At 74.7% G+C, this 15,557-nt stretch carries 18 protein-coding genes; 11 read left to right on the top strand and 7 right to left on the bottom strand.

Features of this window, described 5'->3' with window-relative positions; translation table 11 throughout:
• Window positions 1–69 precede the first annotated feature (69 nt).
• Both KPL59_RS17540 and KPL59_RS17535 read right to left on the bottom strand, forming a co-directional pair.
• Window positions 70–606 (bottom strand): ferritin, encoded by a 537-nt coding sequence (locus KPL59_RS17540; protein WP_149664175.1) that lies wholly within the window; start codon window positions 604–606, stop codon window positions 70–72.
• 107 nt (window positions 607–713) lie between these two features.
• Window positions 714–1,547, bottom strand: a complete 834-nt coding sequence (locus tag KPL59_RS17535) for a CPBP family intramembrane glutamic endopeptidase (protein ID WP_020625018.1) — start codon at window positions 1,545–1,547, stop codon at window positions 714–716.
• A gap of 232 nt (window positions 1,548–1,779) precedes the next feature.
• Here KPL59_RS17535 and KPL59_RS17530 point away from each other — a divergent pair, with 232 nt between their 5' ends.
• Together KPL59_RS17530 and KPL59_RS17525 are read left to right on the top strand one after the other, a co-directional pair.
• Window positions 1,780–2,487: a hypothetical protein gene (locus KPL59_RS17530; protein ID WP_226361420.1), complete on the top strand. Its 708-nt coding sequence runs from the start codon at window positions 1,780–1,782 to the stop codon at window positions 2,485–2,487.
• A complete protein-coding gene (locus tag KPL59_RS17525; protein ID WP_020625020.1) occupies window positions 2,484–2,807 on the top strand; it encodes a DUF3817 domain-containing protein in 324 nt (107 codons plus the stop codon). Before KPL59_RS17530 ends, KPL59_RS17525 begins: the two co-directional genes overlap by 4 nt.
• Before the next feature lie 7 nt (window positions 2,808–2,814).
• Here the strand turns inward: KPL59_RS17525 and KPL59_RS17520 are convergent, their stop codons facing one another.
• Entirely contained in the window at window positions 2,815–3,582 is a 768-nt protein-coding gene (locus tag KPL59_RS17520; RefSeq protein ID WP_060713812.1) for a DUF2470 domain-containing protein, read from the bottom strand.
• Between the two features lie 128 nt (window positions 3,583–3,710).
• Between KPL59_RS17520 and KPL59_RS17515 the strand changes: the two genes are divergently transcribed.
• The 3 genes from KPL59_RS17515 to KPL59_RS17505 are packed head-to-tail and all read left to right on the top strand — an operon-like array spanning window position 3,711 to window position 6,324.
• Complete coding sequence (locus tag KPL59_RS17515) at window positions 3,711–4,619, top strand: hypothetical protein (RefSeq protein WP_226358161.1); 909 nt, start codon at window positions 3,711–3,713, stop codon at window positions 4,617–4,619.
• Window positions 4,620–4,633: 14 nt separating this feature from the next.
• Complete coding sequence (gene pheA, locus KPL59_RS17510) at window positions 4,634–5,581, top strand: prephenate dehydratase (protein ID WP_226361419.1); 948 nt, start codon at window positions 4,634–4,636, stop codon at window positions 5,579–5,581.
• A complete protein-coding gene (locus KPL59_RS17505; protein WP_226361418.1) occupies window positions 5,578–6,324 on the top strand; it encodes a histidine phosphatase family protein in 747 nt (248 codons plus the stop codon). Before pheA ends, KPL59_RS17505 begins: the two co-directional genes overlap by 4 nt.
• Before the next feature lie 12 nt (window positions 6,325–6,336).
• Here KPL59_RS17505 and KPL59_RS17500 read toward each other — a convergent pair whose 3' ends face one another.
• Complete coding sequence (locus tag KPL59_RS17500; protein WP_226361417.1) at window positions 6,337–6,687, bottom strand: metallopeptidase family protein; 351 nt, start codon at window positions 6,685–6,687, stop codon at window positions 6,337–6,339.
• A gap of 1 nt (window position 6,688) precedes the next feature.
• Window positions 6,689–7,960 (bottom strand): septum formation family protein, encoded by a 1,272-nt coding sequence (locus KPL59_RS17495; RefSeq protein ID WP_226361416.1) that lies wholly within the window; start codon window positions 7,958–7,960, stop codon window positions 6,689–6,691.
• Between the two features lie 242 nt (window positions 7,961–8,202).
• On the opposite strand from KPL59_RS17495, the gene KPL59_RS17490 reads away from it, so the two are divergent.
• The 3 genes from KPL59_RS17490 to KPL59_RS17480 are packed head-to-tail and all read left to right on the top strand — an operon-like array spanning window position 8,203 to window position 10,654.
• Window positions 8,203–8,976, top strand: a complete 774-nt coding sequence (locus KPL59_RS17490) for a hypothetical protein (protein ID WP_226361415.1) — start codon at window positions 8,203–8,205, stop codon at window positions 8,974–8,976.
• A gap of 5 nt (window positions 8,977–8,981) precedes the next feature.
• The gene (locus KPL59_RS17485) at window positions 8,982–10,148 is read left to right on the top strand and encodes a glutathionylspermidine synthase family protein (protein ID WP_020625028.1); all 1,167 of its coding nucleotides are present in this window, start codon (window positions 8,982–8,984) and stop codon (window positions 10,146–10,148) included.
• Window positions 10,149–10,201: 53 nt separating this feature from the next.
• On the top strand, window positions 10,202–10,654 hold the full coding sequence (locus KPL59_RS17480) for a DUF350 domain-containing protein (protein WP_020625029.1): 453 nt from the start codon (window positions 10,202–10,204) through the stop codon (window positions 10,652–10,654).
• Window positions 10,655–10,690: 36 nt separating this feature from the next.
• On the opposite strand, the gene KPL59_RS17475 is transcribed toward KPL59_RS17480, so the two are convergent.
• A complete protein-coding gene (locus KPL59_RS17475) occupies window positions 10,691–11,815 on the bottom strand; it encodes a nucleotide disphospho-sugar-binding domain-containing protein (protein ID WP_075309183.1) in 1,125 nt (374 codons plus the stop codon).
• 66 nt (window positions 11,816–11,881) lie between these two features.
• Between KPL59_RS17475 and KPL59_RS17470 the strand changes: the two genes are divergently transcribed.
• The 3 genes from KPL59_RS17470 to KPL59_RS17460 all read left to right on the top strand — a co-directional run bounded on the left by KPL59_RS17470 (window position 11,882) and on the right by KPL59_RS17460 (window position 14,537).
• Window positions 11,882–12,721: an HAD family hydrolase gene (locus KPL59_RS17470; protein ID WP_226361414.1), complete on the top strand. Its 840-nt coding sequence runs from the start codon at window positions 11,882–11,884 to the stop codon at window positions 12,719–12,721.
• 156 nt (window positions 12,722–12,877) lie between these two features.
• Window positions 12,878–13,459: a phosphatase PAP2 family protein gene (locus KPL59_RS17465; protein ID WP_226361413.1), complete on the top strand. Its 582-nt coding sequence runs from the start codon at window positions 12,878–12,880 to the stop codon at window positions 13,457–13,459.
• A gap of 4 nt (window positions 13,460–13,463) precedes the next feature.
• Window positions 13,464–14,537: a decaprenyl-phosphate phosphoribosyltransferase gene (locus KPL59_RS17460; RefSeq protein WP_020626827.1), complete on the top strand. Its 1,074-nt coding sequence runs from the start codon at window positions 13,464–13,466 to the stop codon at window positions 14,535–14,537.
• A 53-nt stretch (window positions 14,538–14,590) separates the two neighbouring features.
• Here KPL59_RS17460 and KPL59_RS17455 read toward each other — a convergent pair whose 3' ends face one another.
• Window positions 14,591–15,550, bottom strand: a complete 960-nt coding sequence (locus KPL59_RS17455) for an NAD-dependent epimerase/dehydratase family protein (RefSeq protein ID WP_226361412.1) — start codon at window positions 15,548–15,550, stop codon at window positions 14,591–14,593.
• Between the last annotated feature and the right edge of the window lie 7 nt (window positions 15,551–15,557).

The following is a 15,557-nucleotide window of genomic DNA, read 5'->3' as shown; positions in this document are numbered from 1 at the left end:
CGCGCGGACGCTCCGGCGCCCCCTGCTCGGGGGGCGCCGGAGCGGCGCTGCGGACCGACGGACGGGCGCTTACAGGGCGCCGCCGGCGACCGGCGGGGTGGCCGGGTCGCCGCCCCCGCCGTTGGTCATCTCGCGGGCGACGAAGTCCTCCACGTGGAAGAGGTCGTCCCCGGCGCGACGGACGATGGTGAGCAGCGTCGTCATCGAGGCGACCTCCTCGACCTGCTCCTTGAGGAACCACTGCAGGAACTGCTCGCCGAGGTAGTCGCCCTCGTCGCGGGCGGTACGGGCCAGCGTGGTGATCTGCTCGGTGACCTGCTTCTCCTGGGTCAGCGCGAGCGAGACGAGCTCCTCGACGGAGGAGAACTCGTTCTGCACCTCACCGACCGACGGGATGGTCGGGGTGAGGTCGTTGTCCATCTGGTACTGGACCATCATCAGCGCGTGGTTGCGCTCCTCGAGCGACTGCGCGTAGAAGTGCGCGGCGAGCTGCGGGAGGTCGGCGTCGTCGAGCCAGACGGCGATGGCGAGGTACTGCTGGCTCGCGGTGAACTCGCTGCGGACCTGGTCGCGCAGCAGGGCGTGGAACTTCGATTCGTCGGTCATGACATCCAGGTTACCGACCGCCGGCGTTTCCTGGAACGGCTCCAGAAAGGGCGTCCGTCTCAGTTGGACAGGGTCACCTTTCCCCTGGTGAGGGCCGCTTTCCCGAGTCAGAACGGGAGGACGCCACCCAGCAGCGCGTACCCCACGAACGCCACGACGTCGATCAGCAGATGGGCGCCGACGAGCGGCCACAGCCGGTTCGTCCGCTGCCAGTAGCGGGCGAACACCAGGCCCATGACCAGGTTGCCGACGAACGCGCCGATCCCCTGGTACAGGTGGTAGCACCCGCGCAGGACGGCGGCCGCGAACGCCGAGCGGTTCTCCGACCAGCCGAGCCGCCGCAGCCGGGTGAGCAGGTAGCCGATCATGACGACCTCCTCCGCCCAGGAGTTCGCCGCCGCGGACAGCACCAGCACCGGGATCCGCCACCACTGGTCGGTCAGCGTGCTGGGCGCGACGTCCGGGGTGATCCCGGCGAGCCGTCCGACCAGGTAGAGCCCCAGCCCGGGGATGCCGATCAGGGCGGCGAGGCCCGCGGAGTGCGCCGCGTCGCGCCACGGCCGCCGCCCGTCGAGCCCGACCCGGCCCAGCGCGATTCCCGCCCGCAGCAGCAGGTACGCGGCCAGCGCGCCCCATCCGGCCAGCTGCAACGCGCGGACCAGCTGGAACGCGAGGTCGATCCACGCATCGGTGGACGCCGGCGCGTTCAGGGTGACCTGCTGGTCGGCGAGCGGGGCGGGGTTCAGGAGGGCCTCGAGCAGCGACAGCGCGCTGCGCACCGCGGACAGACCCAGTGTCACGGTCAGGACGACGGCGATCTCCAGGCCGATCAGCCGTCGCTCGCGGGGGTCGGTGGCGACGCCCGGGAAGGACGGGGGCGCCGGGCTGAGCCAGTCCCGCAGGGACCCACGCGGTCGTGCCGGGGCCGGTCCGCTCGTCATGGGCCGATCATCGCACCGGGTGCCGGACGGCCCCGCGGGCCGAGCCGTCGGGCGGCGGTCGGTCCGTGCCGCAGTCCGGCGATGCACGGTGCGCGCGGTGATCGATGGCCGTGATCCACCCCGCGCGCGGTGATCCGTCGTCCGCGCGTGTCCGGACGCGCGCGGGCCGCGGATCAGCGCGCGCCCTGCGGATCACCGCGCGGCCGGGGAGCGCGGGCGGGCGGTGGGCGGCGTGACCGGGCGCTCGTCGGGGCCCGGCCGTGGCCACGCCGGGGTGCGTACCCTGGTCCGCGTGATGCGGCTGCTGCTGTCCCCGAGGTGGATGGTCTGGCACGTCCTCACACTCGGCGCGATGGTCACCTGCACCTGGCTGGCCATCTGGCAGTGGGGACGAGCGGGATCGGCGATGGGCTCGGCCCTCAACGTGGGCTACGGCCTGCAGTGGCCGCTGTTCGCCGTCTTCTTCGGCGTCATGTGGTGGCGCTTCCTGAGCATGGAGATCGCCGACCTGCGCGCGGCGTCGGCCGGCACCTCCGGCGACTCCACCGCGGCGATGGACACGGATTCGCCGACCGTGCCGGCGCAGCAGGCCGCCGACGCGGCCCCGTCGCCGGTCGCCGAGACCACCCCCTCCGCGCTCACGACGACGGCCAGGACAACAGCCGCGCCGACGGCCACCGCGCCGACGGCCACGACACCGGCCGCGACGACAGCCACCACACCGGCCACCACGCCCACCACACCGACGGCTACGACCCCTGACGGGACGACGGCCGCCACCACACCGGCCGGGAGGACGGCCACCCCGGCCGGGCCGTCGCCGTTCACGTCCCGCCCGGCGAACGCCGTCCCGCCCCGCAGCACCGACCCGCAGCTGCGGGCCTACAACGAGGAGCTGGCCCGCCTGGCGGCCCGGCACCGGGAGGAGTCCACCCCGTGACCGTCGCGACCGCCCTGAAGGCCTACCGGATCTCCGCCTGGGTCACCGGCGTCGGCCTGCTGCTGCTGACCTTCTACGCGATGCCGGCGAAGTACCTGTTCGGCGACCCGCGCCCGGTCGCACTGATCGGGATGGTGCACGGGTTCCTGTACATGATCTACATCGTGTGCACGCTGATCCTGGCCGAGCGTTGCCGCTGGAAGCCGGTGTTCGCCGTCGTCATCCTGGCCGCGGGCACGATCCCGGTCGCCTCGTTCGTCGCCGAGCGCAAGGTGACCCGGAAGGTGCAGGCCGAGCACCTGGCACCCGCCGGGCCCTGAGTCCGGCTCAGCGGCCCCCGGCCGGGCAGCCCACCAGCTCGGCGAACCGGCGTTGCAGCTCCTCGGGGGTGTCGGCGGGCGCGGAGAACGCCAGCCGCACGTCCTGGGTGCCGGTCGCGGTGGGCACCCGCACACGGAGCCCGAAGCGGTCCACGCCGACCGGACGGATCCGGCCGCCGACGAACCCCAGCCCGTCGGGCAGGTGACGGCGCAGCGCGCACAGCATCTCCGGGTGGGCCCGGTCCAGGTGCTCCAGCCATGCCTGCTCGACCCGGCAGAACGGGTCGGGCTCGGCCGCCGCGAGCTCGGCCGGCGAGACCGGTGCGCAGCCCTCGGCGTCGGAGTACACCGCCGACGACGGGCGCAGCCGCAGCAGGGTGGCGCCGCGCCCGGCGTCGAGGAGGTTGGGGTGCGGGGCCTTCTCGGCGAGCCGCAGGGCCCGCTCCCGGCCGGTCGTCGGGTCCGGCTCGTGCAGCGTCCCGACCAGCCACAGCAGCTCCCGGACCGGCTCGTCGAGCGGGACCGGCGTGCTGCCGGTCAGCTCGAGCATCACCGGGAGCCCGCCCGCGGTGAGCCGGGTGCGCTCGCGGAGCACGTGGTCGTCGGGCAGCAGCAGGTCGGTCGTGCCGTCCGGCCAGGTGTAGTGCATCAGCGGCGCACACGGTTCCGGCTCACCGGTGCCGACGAGTGCCGCGCGGCCACCACGGGTGACGAGGCTGCGGGCTCGCTCGGCGACGGCGGGCGTCGGGGGGCGGCGCACTCGGGTCGTTCCCACTCTCACCTCCGATTAGGTAACCCTTACCTAAGCAGGAGGAAGTGTCGCCTGTCCAGTGCCGCGTGACACAGGGGGACAACCCCCTCTGCGTGCGCTCCGTGACCCGACCGTTAGCGTCTGTCGACGTGATGACCGTGCCCTCGGGTTCCTCAGCCGACCCGTGGCCGATCCGTCCGCTGCTCGCCGCGCTGGTCGACGACACCAGTCTGCTGCAGCCGAGGACCGTCGCACCGGGCGTCGACGCCGTCGTGTCGCGCTATCTCGCCGCCCGCGACGGCCACTACGGAGGCCTCGTCGGACGGCTGGTGTGCCCCGCGTCGCAGCTGCCCGCCGTCGTCACCGAGCTCGCCCGTTCCGCGCCGAGCAGGCCCGCGGAGATGGCCCTGGTCGTCGACACCGGGCTGGGCGCGGTGCCGAAGGCGCTGTCGACGGTGTTCTCGCGCTCCAGCCTGCTCACCCCGAGCACCGTCGAGTGCGTCGCGCCGCCAGACGTCGACGGGGTCTGGCTCGAGCGCGTGTCGGAGTTCGTGCCGGACGAGGTGACCCCGGTCGTCGAGCCGCGCCGACCCGTCGAGGGCGACGCCGACGGCACGCTCGCCTGGCTCGCCGCCGTCCGCAAGGTCGCCGAGCACGGCTGCACCCCGAAGATCCGCCTCGGCGGGCCGCGCGCCTCCGACGTGCCGGAGATCGTCGACGTGCACAAGTTCCTGCTGGCGGGCCTGGAGAGCGGCACCGGCGGCATCTCCGCGCAGGGCATCGACCGGATCGTCCGCGAGGACCCGTCCGACTCGACGCCCCGCGGCCGCCACGGCCTGCTGAACCTGATCGCCGCCGTCGCCCGGATGACCGGGGTCAGCGCCTCGCCCGACCCGGCCGAGGAAGCCCTGTCCTGCACCGACGGCGAGAAGCTTGCCCGGGAGCTCGACGAGCTGCCCGAGGCCGCCGTCGAGCAGGTCCGCACCGTCCTGCCGCGCTGCGGGGTCGACCCCGAGCCGGTTCCGATCGCCGACCTCGTCGCCCTCGGGCTGCTGGACTGATCAGGACGCATCGGATGCGGATCGGATTCCTGGGGCCGCACGCCACGTTCACCGAGCAGGCCCTGCTGACGCTGCCCGAGTCCCGTGGCGCCGAGCTGGTGCCGCTGCCCGGCGCCCCCGCGGTGCTGGCGGCCGTCCGCGACGGCTCCGTCGATGCCGGCTGCGTGCCGATCGAGAACACCGTCGAGGGCGCCGTCCCGCCGGTGCTCGACGGGCTCGTGGCCGATCCGCCGCTGGTGATCGCCCGCGAGGCCCGGATCGCGGTCCGGTTCTGCCTGATGGGCCGCACGGGCACCACGCGGGACGCGATCCGCTCGGTCGCCTCCCACGGCCACGGCATCGCCCAGACCCGCGGCTGGCTCGCCGAGCACCTGCCCGGCGCCGAGGTCCGGGTCAGCTCCTCCACGGCGGAGGCCGCCGCCCAGGCCGCCCGGGGCGAGGTCGACGCCGCCGTCGCCGCCCCGCTCGCCGCCACCCAGCACGGGCTGGAGGTGCTGGCCGACGACATCGCCGACAACGCGGGCGCTGTCACCCGGTTCGTGCTGCTCACCCGCCCCGGCCCGCCGCCGCCGCCGACCGGCTGGGACTGCACCACCATCGCCGCGACGACCACGAACCGGCCCGGCACCCTGCTCGGCCTGCTCACCGAGATCGCGGTCCGTGGGATCGACCTGACCCGGATCGAGTCCCGCCCGGTGAAGGACCGCCACGCCGAGTACTGGTTCCACCTCGACTGCTCGGGCCACGTCGCCGACCCGGCGATGGGGGAGGCCCTGGCCGCGCTGCACCGTCGCTGCGACCGGCTGATCTACCTCGGGTCGTTCCCGCGATCCGATCCCGCACCGGCCGCCCCCGCGGCCGGGGTGGGGAGCCCCGTGGCGGCGCTCGGCGTCGCCACCACCGACGACTACGCCGCGTCCGAGCGCTGGCTCGCCGCGGTCCGACGGGGAGCCGACACGTGAGCCACCCGACCGACGACGAGCACGACGGCGCCGCCTCCTTCGCCGCCGTCGGCACCGGCAGCCGGACCGCGCAGGTCCCGCCGGACGACGGCACGCTGCGCCTGGTGCTGGTCCGGCACGGCCGCACCCCGTCCAACGTGCGGCACCGCCTCGACACCGCGCTGCCCGGCCCCTCGCTCGACGAGCTGGGCCGCGCCCAGGCCGAGGAGGTCGCCGGCCTGCTCGCCGGCTGGCCCGTGCGGGGCCTGTACGCGTCACGGGCGACCCGTGCGCAGGAGACCGCCGCCCCGATCGGGCGCGCGCTCGGCCGCGGGGTCACCCTGCTGAAGGGCCTGCACGAGGTGTCGGTCGGGGACCTCGAGGGCCGGGAGGACGACGACGCCCGCGCCGCGTTCGACGAGGTCTTCGAGGCCTGGTGGGACGGCGACGTCGACCGCGCCATGCCCGGCGGCGAGTCCGCCCGCGACGTGTGGGACCGGGCGCTGCCCGACCTCGCCGCGGTGACCTCCGGCGTGTCGGAGGGTGCGGTCGTCGTCGTCAGCCACGGGGCGGCGATCCGTGTCCTGTCGCTGGCGCTGCTCGGCGGGCACGACGGCTCCGGGCCCGGCCACTCCGACGTCACCTACGGCCGCGAGCGCCCCGTCCCCAACACCGGCCGGGTGGTGCTGCGTCGCGACCCCGGCGGCTGGGTCCCGGAGCTGTGGGACGCGATGCCCGGCGGGCGGAGCGCCACCCACCGGTAGCGGCCGGGCGGCTCAGCCCCAGCCGAGCTCGTGCAGCTTCTCCTCGGAGACGCCGAAGTGGTGCGCGATCTCGTGGACGACGGTGATCGCGACCTCGTCGACGACCTGCTCCTCGTCGTCGCAGAAGTCGAGGACGGCGTCGCGGTAGACGGTGATCCGGTCCGGGAGCTCGCCGGCGTAGTCCGCCGTGCGCTCGGTCAGCGCGACGCCCTGGTAGAGCCCGAGCAGGTCCGGCTCGTCGGGGTGGCGCGGCTCCACCAGCACCACGACGTTGTCCATCGCCGCGGCGAGCTCGGCGGGGACGAGGTCCAGCGCCTCGCCGACCAGCTCGTCGAACCGGTCGGCGGGCATCGCCACCGGCACGTCAGTTGTCCGACAGCCCGGGCAGGCCGGGTGGGATGTCGAGGTCCGGCCGCCCGGCGCCGCTGTCGGGCGCGGCGGGCTGCTCGGCGTCGGGCTGCTGGACCGGGGCCTGCGAGCCCGGGGCCGGAGTGGCCGCACCGTCGGTGGGTGCGCCCCCCGGGGTGCCGGGCGCGGACGGCGCCGGGCCGGCGGGCTGCCCGGACACGACCAGGTTGCCCTTCACCGAGCCGGTGATCGAGGCGAAGCCGCTCTTGTCCGGCAGCAGGGTGCCGATGCTGCAGTTGACCTTGCGGCTGCCCGCCTTCCAGGACTCCTCGGAGAGGTTGCCCCAGTAGACGACGAGCCCCTTGGCCTCGATCACGGTGTCGTTGCCGGCGAAGGTGTTGGCGGCGGTGGTGCAGGCGGGCTGGAGGAACTTGTCCTGGTCCTCGACGGTGGGCCAGGCGTCCGGGAACTGGGTGCCCAGGTCGACCAGCCCGACGGTCTCGGCGGCGTGCGGACCGGCGCAGTCGGTCGGGTCCCCGACGGTGCGGCCGTCGATGGCCAGGCAGGTGCCCACCGGCTGGACCGCGGACTGGTCCTGCGCGGCGACCTTCCCGGTGATCGGGAACATCTCCCCGCTGCGCGAGGCCATCTGCAGGCCGCAGCGCATGCCCTTGTCGCCGCCGTCCCAGCGCTGCTGCGACGGCTTGAGCGCGCCCACCCGGAACTTCCCGTCCGGGTCGAACTTGCCGTTCAGGTACTTCGTGACCACCGGGGTGCAGCGGTCGGCGACGAGCTTCTGCCAGGCCCCGTCGGCCGGGAACGTCGGCTGGTCGGTCAGCACGACCCGCCCCGCCTGCTCGAACAGGTGCGGCCGGGCACAGTCGACGGCGGCGGTGTCGGTCGCGTCGGACCGGGTCCAGTTGAGGCAGGTGCCCGGGGTGTCCGGTGGGGGCGGCAGCGGCGGCGGCTCCTCCACCTTCGGGACCCCGGAGGACGCGAACGACCCCAGGACCGGCACCTCGGCGCCGAGCAGCGAGTCGACCGACGCGACGGTCAGCATCAGCAGCGCACCGACGAGGATCCCGATCCCGACCCGGCGGGCCCCGAGGAACCCGCTCCGCCCGGCGCCCGCCCCTCCGGAGGCTTCCGACGACCGTCGCCGACGGGTCGGGACCACCGGGGTGGCCGACGGCCGGGACAGCACCGAGGTCGTGCCCTGCCCGCCGTGGACGGCGGTGCGGCCGGTCGCGTCGGGCCGGTCGGAGCCGGCGGGGGAGCGGGAATCCATGACGCCCCCATCATGCAGCCGGGGTCGGGCCGGCTTCACCCGGCCGGTGCCCCGGCGCGGCGGTCGGTCGGCCGGATGCTGTGAACGAGCAGGTCCGTCCGGTGCGACGGGGTGGCGCGACCACTCGTCCGGGTGGTCGTGGGCGAACCGCCGCCGAATCGTCATCCGGGAACGGCCGGTGGTCGTCGGTCGGTCCCGGTACGGTGCGCGCGGGGGACAGGAGTGACGATGGGGGACCAGCGATGACCGACGGACCGCGCACCGGCGGCCCGGACGACAGCACGCCGCCCGCCGGTACGCCGAGTGCGACACCGGGCGGCGCGCAGCCGTCGGGCTCGCAGCCGGCGACGCCGGCACCGCAGACCGACGGATCGGCGCCGGCGCCGTGGGCGAACCCGCCCGCCGAGCAGCCCGCCGAGGCCCCGCGCGGCCGGATCCGGCAGCAGGACGGCAGCACCACGCCCCGCGAGCCCACGCTCGCCGAGAAGCGGGCCCGCGAGCAGAAGCTGCGCGCGGACCGCGAGGCCGTGCGCCTCAAGGAGGCCCGCTCCAAGACCACCAAGCGGGTGCTGATCGGCGCCGGCGCGACCGTCGGTGTCGTCGCCCTGATCGCAGCGGTCTACGCGGGCTCAGGTGGGGCCTCGGAGGAGGAGCGGGTCGCCGACGCGCGCTGTGTCGACGACCAGGGCGTCGTCGTGCCGGACGAGAACTGCAGTGGCACCCAGAGCCAGGGGCAGGTGTCCACCGGTGGCGGCGGTTTCGCCTTCGTGCCGATCTTCCTGGGCGGCGGCGGGCGCCAGTACCACTACAACTACGGCGGCGCCGGCGGAGTCGGGCAGGTCGCGACCGGGGGGACCGTCTCCCCGCCGCCCAGTGGCACCACGGTCCGCAGCGGCACGACCGGCTCGACCATCGGCTCGGCGAACCGCAGCGGCACGATCTCCCGGGGCGGTCTCGGCGTGGGCGGCGGATCGTCGTCGTCCTCGGGCGGGTCCGGCTCGTCCAGCGGGAGCTGAGGGGCGTGCGCCGCGAACGCGGCACCCCCCGCCCGGACTGGCAACGCACCGTCGCCGAGCAGGGGCTCGCCTTCGGTACCCCCGGCCGGGACGGCTCGGGCAACGATCGGCCCTACTGGGACGAGTCGGTGCACTACGTCTTCGAGATGGACGAGATCCTGTCCCTCGAGGCCGACGTCGAGGTGCTCCAGTCGATGTGCCTGTCGGCGGTCGACCACGTCGTCACCACCGAGCGGTTCCGGGACTTCGCGCTGCCCGAGTGGTGCTGGGAGCAGGTCGCGCAGTCCTGGCGCCGCTCGGACCCGCACCTCTACGGCCGCTTCGACCTGCGCTACGACGGCTCCGGCCCGGCCAAGCTGCTGGAGTACAACGCCGACACCCCCACCTCGCTGCTGGAGGCCTCGATCCTGCAGTGGCACTGGCTGCAGGACGTCCACCCCGGCGACGACCAGTGGAACTCCTTGCACGAGAAGCTCGTCGAACGCTGGGGCGAGCTGAAGGGGCTGCTGCCGTCGTCGGAGGTGCACGTCACCTGGTCCGGCGCCGAGTCCACCGGCGAGGACCACATCACCGTCGGCTACCTCCAGGAGACCGCCGCCGAGGCGGGCCTGGACACCGTTGGACTGTCCATCGAGGACATCGGCTGGGACTCCGCTCTGGACCGCTTCGTCGACCTCGAGGAAGCTCCGATGTCGACGGTCTTCAAGCTCTACCCGTGGGAGTGGATGCTCACCGACGAGTTCGGCAAGCACGTCACCCGCAGCCTCCCCGAGACACTGTGGCTCGAGCCGCTCTGGAAGACCCTGCTGTCGAACAAGGCGCTGCTCGCGGTGCTCTGGGAGATGTACCCCGGGCACCCGAACCTGCTGCCCGCCTCGCTCGGCAACCCCGGGATCCTCACCGAGTACGTCCGCAAGCCCCTGCTGGGGCGCGAGGGCGCCAACATCGCGATCGTCGCCCCCGGCTACGAGACCGCCACCGGCGGCGTCTACGGCGACGAGGGCTTCGTCTACCAGATGTTCGACCCGCTGCCCGAGTTCGACGGGTTCCGGCCCTGCCTGGGCGCCTGGCTGGTCGGTGACACCGCCGCCGGGCTCGGCATCCGTGAGACCGCCGGCCTGATCACCGACGACGGTGCGGCCTTCGTGCCGCACCGCATCCCCGAGTCCTGACCGTTCCGCTCTGCTCCGCTCCCTGCACACCCCCGCTCCCGGAGGTACCTCCCGTGATCCTCGCCCAGGCGTTCGACGCCACGTACTGGGGCTTCCTCGGCCGCGGTGTCGGCGCGATCCTGCTCTACGCCGTGATCGGCACCCTGCTCATGCTGATCGGCTTCTGGGCCATCGACCTCACCACGCCCGGCAAGCTCCCGGCGATGGTGCGCGGCGGCCTGCCGAACGCGGTGACCATCACCTCGGCCGGCATGCTGTCGATGGCGTTCATCATCGTCACCGCGATCTACGGCTCCTACGGCTCGCTGCTGCAGGGTGTCGTGTCGTCGCTGGTGTTCGGCCTGATCGGGATCGTCGCCCAGGTCGCCGCGGTGCGGCTGCTGGAGTGGGTGACCGGCATCGACATCGGCGAGGTCATCCAGTCCGACGAGCCGCGGGCGGTCGCGAAGGTCGTCGCGGCCGCGCACGTCGCGCTCGGCCTGATCGTCGCGGTCGCGGTCTTCTAGACCCCCGTCCCGGCCGGACCCGCGTCCCGGCGCCGCTCAGGCCAGGGCGGTCAGCACCTCGACCCTGGCCTGCGGCGGCGGCATCGCGGCGATCTCCGCGCGCACGTCGCGGGCGGCGGCGGCGAGCTCGCCGTCGTGCAGCAGCCTGCGCAGCGCGTCGGCGGTGAACGGGCCGCCCAGCCCGGCGCCGCGGGCCGCGACCAGCTCCGCGTTGTGCCGTCGGTCGCCCGGACCGGGCAGCGCGAGCTGCGGGACGCCCGCGGCCAGCGCGGCCAGCACGTGCGCGGCGCTGCCGTCGTGCAGCACCGCGGCGCAGGCGGGCAGCAGCTCGTCGAGCGGGACCCGCCCGACCGTGCGCACACCGCGTCGGCCGTGGCGCAGCAGCCGCGCCGGGGGCCGGACGAGCACGAGCTCGCAGTCCGGCCCGTCGTCGCGCAGGTCGTCGAGCGCGCGGACCGCCGAGGCCTGCAGATCGCCCCGCAGCGGCCCGCCGCCGCGCAGCACCAGCACCCGAGGCCGCACCGAGGGGCCGCTCAGCCACGCCGGCAGCGCCGACCGGGCCGAGCCGCGGGCCCGTCCCGGCCGCACGGCCAGCGCGTCGCGCGCGCCGACCAGGCTCGACGGGGCGATGGTCAGGGCGATCGCCGGCGGCGGGACCCCGCGCAGCCCGTGCCGCAGCCGGGCCCGCTGCAGCGGGCGGGAGTCCAGCAGCGTGCGGACCAGCGCGAACCCGTCGAGCAGACCGTTCTCGTGCAGCACCGCGGGGACGTCGTGCCGGGCGGCCGCGAGCGCCCCTGCGACGGCGAGGGGCTCGTACACCACGACGTCGGGCCGCCACTGTTCCGCGACGGTCACCAGCGCGTCGGTCAGCTCCTCGTTCACCGGGCCGAACAGCGAACGCACCCCGGCGTCGCCGCCGCGCCCGGCCAGCTCGGCCCGCGCGGTCACCGGGTGCGCGACGAGCGAGCGCGCGGCGAGCCTGCCCACCCGCAGGCTGCGGGCGACGTCGATGAACGGCAGCGGGTCCGCCCCGGGGAGCGGGTGCGCGTCGCCGCCGCCGGCGAGCAGCACCTCGTGCCCGGAGTCCCAGAGCGCGTGGGCGAGCGGCAACAGCGGTGTCAGATGCCCCGACAGCGGGGCCGCCACCACCAGAACACGCACCGTCCGAGGGTAACCGCCACGCGGTCGTCCGGGGGCCGTCTCCGGGCGGTTCCGTACGCTCTGGGTGTGATCGTCGAGAACGCGCCCCGGCTCGTCGCCACCGACGTCGACGGGACCCTCCTCGACGACGGCGGCGTGGTCACCCCGCGCACCGTCGCCGTGCTGGAGCGGGCGGTCGCCGCCGGCGCCGGGTTCGTGCTGGTGACCGGCCGCCCGCCGCGCTGGATCCCCCCGGTCCTCGCGCGGCTGCCCGAGGGCCTGGTGCGGCTGTGCGTGTGCGCGAACGGCGCGGTGCTCTACGACGCCGTCGACGACGTCGTGCTCGGCGCGCACACCCTGGATCCGGCGGCGATCGGCGAGCTCGCCGCCCTCGCCGCGGAGCTGTTCCCCGGCTGCGGGTTCGGCGTCGAGCGCGTGGCGAACGCCGAGGGTGACGACGGCGTGCGGGGCGTCGTCGACCAGTTCCTCACCGACCCCGGCTACGTGCACGCCTGGGGCGAGCACGACGGCGGCTCCACCAGCCGCGAGGACCTGCTTGGGCACCCGGCGACGAAGGTGCTGATCCGCTCCCCGGAGCTGACCAGCGAGCAGATGATGACCGCACTCGCGCCGAAGGCGGGCGGGCTGGCCGACCTGACGTTCTCGCACCCGTCCGGGCTGATCGAGGCCTCCGCGCCCGGGGTCACCAAGGCGACCGGCCTGGCCGAGGTCGCCCGCCGGCTCGGCGTGACCGCGGCGGACACCGTCGCGTTCGGCGACATGCCCAACGACCGGGAGATGCTGCGCTGGGCCGGGCTCGGCGTCGCGATGGGCAACGCCCACCCCGACCTGGCCGGCCTCGCCGACGAGGTGACCGCCCCGCACACCCACGACGGACTTGCCGAGATCCTGGAGCGCTGGTTCTGAGCGCACCCGGCGGCGTTCACCTGCCCGTCGACGAGCGGTCATGCGCGGTCCGCCACCCCGCCCCGGCCCGGCCCACCACCCCGCCCGCGCGTACCATCACCGGCTGTCATCGCCCGCGAGCCGGGTGCCAGCGCCCGCGCCAGGAGGCCCCCACCCGTGGCTGACACGGCAGACACCCTGGACCGGTCCGGTCCGCAGCCGCCCGCCGACGTCCCGCCCACCGGCGAGGTCGCCGTACTGGCGTCCGTGCAGGGCGTTCTTGCGAACGACACCACCGTGCGGGTCGCCCGCGGGATGTCGCTGTTCGGCGAGCACGCCGCCGGCTGGCTGGCGATCGGCGTCCTGGGTGCCGCGCTGGACCGTCCCCGCCGTCGCGAGTGGCTCGGCTCCGCCGCCGCCGTCGCGTTCGCGCACGGCGCCTCGATCGGGGTCAAGCGCGTCGTCCGGCGCCGCCGACCCGACCACCCCGCGGTCCGGGTCCTGGTGGGCACCCCGAGCCGGCTGAGCTTCCCGTCCTCGCACGCCACGTCCACCACCGCCGCCGCCGTGCTCTACGGCGGCCTGCTGGGCAGGCGCTCCCGCCCGGTGGCCGCGGCGGGTGTGGGCCTGATGGCGCTGTCGCGCCTGGTCCTCGGCGTGCACTACCCGACCGACGTCGCCACCGGCACCGCGCTCGGCGCGGCCGTCGCCGGTACCGCGCGACGCGTGATCTCACGCAACCCCACCACCGGAGGGTGAGCGCATGACCAGCACCGACCCCACGAAGGTCGACCACGACGACTCCGAGAAGGAGAAGGTCGCCCGGGCCGCAGACCCGCAGACCCCCGTCGTCCCGGACGCACCGGACGACGCGGGCGCGCCGGAGGGTCACGAGGACGAGGCGGCCCCGACCGCCGTCGCCGCCGAGCACGCCCCGCACGTGCCGATGGACCCGTCCGAGCGGACCACCGCGATGGTCGCCCGCGGCCTGCTGAAGACGATGCGCCCGCGCCAGTGGGTGAAGAACGTCCTGGTCTTCGCCGCGCCGTTCGTCAGCGGCCAGCTCTTCGACGTGCCGGTCCTCGTCGACTGCCTGATCGCCTTCGTCGCGTTCTCGCTGGCCGCGTCCGGCGTGTACCTGGTCAACGACGCGCTCGACGTCGAGGCCGACCGCGCGCACCCGACCAAGCGCCGCCGCCCGATCGCGTCCGGCATCGTCCCGGTGCCGCTGGCCTTCGTGGCGGCTGGCGTGCTGTTCGCCGGCTCGATCGCGCTGTCGTTCGCGGTCACCTGGCAGCTGATCATCGTGCTCGCCGTCTACGTGGCGGTGCAGCTGTCGTACTGCCTGTGGCTCAAGCACCAGCCGGTGCTCGACATCTGCATCGTGGCCTCCGGGTTCCTGATGCGGTCCATCGCCGGCGGTGTCGCCACCGGGATCCCGCTGTCGCAGTGGTTCCTGCTGGTCACCGGGTTCGGGTCGCTGTTCATGGTCGCCGGCAAGCGCTACGCCGAGATCAACCTCGCCGAGCGCACCGGCGCGAAGATCCGCAAGTCGCTGGAGAACTACACGGCGTCCTACCTGCGCTACATCTGGTCGCTCTCGGCCACCGTCATGATCGTGATGTACGGGCTGTGGGCGTTCGAGATCCGCGAGGACCACAACTCGGTCTGGTCGGTGCTGTCGATCGTGCCGTTCGTGGTCGCGGTGTTGCGCTACTCCGTGGACGTCGACCGGGGGACCGGCGGCGAGCCGGAGGAGATCGCGCTCGCGGACCGGGCGTTGCAGGTCCTGGCGCTGGCCTGGATCGCGATGCTCACCCTGGCCGTCTACAGCTGACGCCGACGCCTCCCGGGCCCGGTTCCCCGCACGGGGGCCGGGCCCGCGGTGCGTCAGTACGCGGGGTGTCGGCGCCCGGTGTGCCAGGACCAGGTGTGCGCGAGGCCCTCGGCCAGCGGGGTCGGTGCGGGCAGGCCGAGCGCGGCGATCCCGCGCGACGGGTCGAGACAGCTGCGGCGCAGCTCCCCGGGCCGGGCCGGCAGGAACTCGGGGGCGAACTCCTCCGGCGTGAGGCCGGCGATCGTCCCGATCGTCGCGGCCAGCTCGACGATCGTGGACTCGGTGCCGGTGCCGACGTTGAACACCTCACCGGCCAGCTCCCCGGCCGCGAGCCGGTCGGCCGACGCGAGCGCCGCCCGCGCGACGTCGCCGACGTAGAGGAAGTCGCGGGTCTGACCGCCGTCGCCGAACACGGTCGGCCGGGACCCGGTGCGGGCCCGGTCGCAGAACAGCGAGACCACACCGGCGCCGCCGGCCGGGTGCTGGCGCGGCCCGTAGACGTTCGCGAACCGCAGCACCAGTGCCGGCAGACCGTGCGTCCGGACGAAGAACCGGGTGTAGCGCTCCGCGGCCAGCTTGCTCATGCCGTACGGCGACTCCGGCTCGGCCGGCTCCGCCTCGGTCGTCGGCAGGGGGGCGCCGTCGCCGTAGATGGCTCCGCCGGTGGAGCACACGACGACCGCGCCCGCACCCGCGTCGCGGGCGGCCTGCAGCACGCTCAGGGTGCCGAGGACGTTGACCGAGGCGTCGTGCACCGGGTCCTCCATCGAGCGGCGCACGTCGATCTGGGCGGCCAGGTGGAACACCGCGTCCGGGCGGTACTGCGCGCCGAGCGCGGTGAGCGCGGCGGTGTCGCGGATGTCGAGCTCGGCCATCGTGACGCCCGGGGCGAGGTTGTCCCGCGTCCCGGCGGAGAGGTCGTCGACGACGAGCACGTCGTCGCCGCGGGCGAGCAGGGACTCGACCAGGGTGGAGCCGATGAAGCCGGCTCCGCCGGTGACGAGCGCGCGCATACCTGCC

The sequence above is a fragment of the Pseudonocardia sp. ICBG1142 genome, assembly GCF_020496255.1.
In the GTDB taxonomy this organism is placed as follows: domain Bacteria; phylum Actinomycetota; class Actinomycetes; order Mycobacteriales; family Pseudonocardiaceae; genus Pseudonocardia.
Note: the sequence above shows the minus strand (reverse complement) of the source record. Positions and strands in the feature narration are given on the sequence as shown.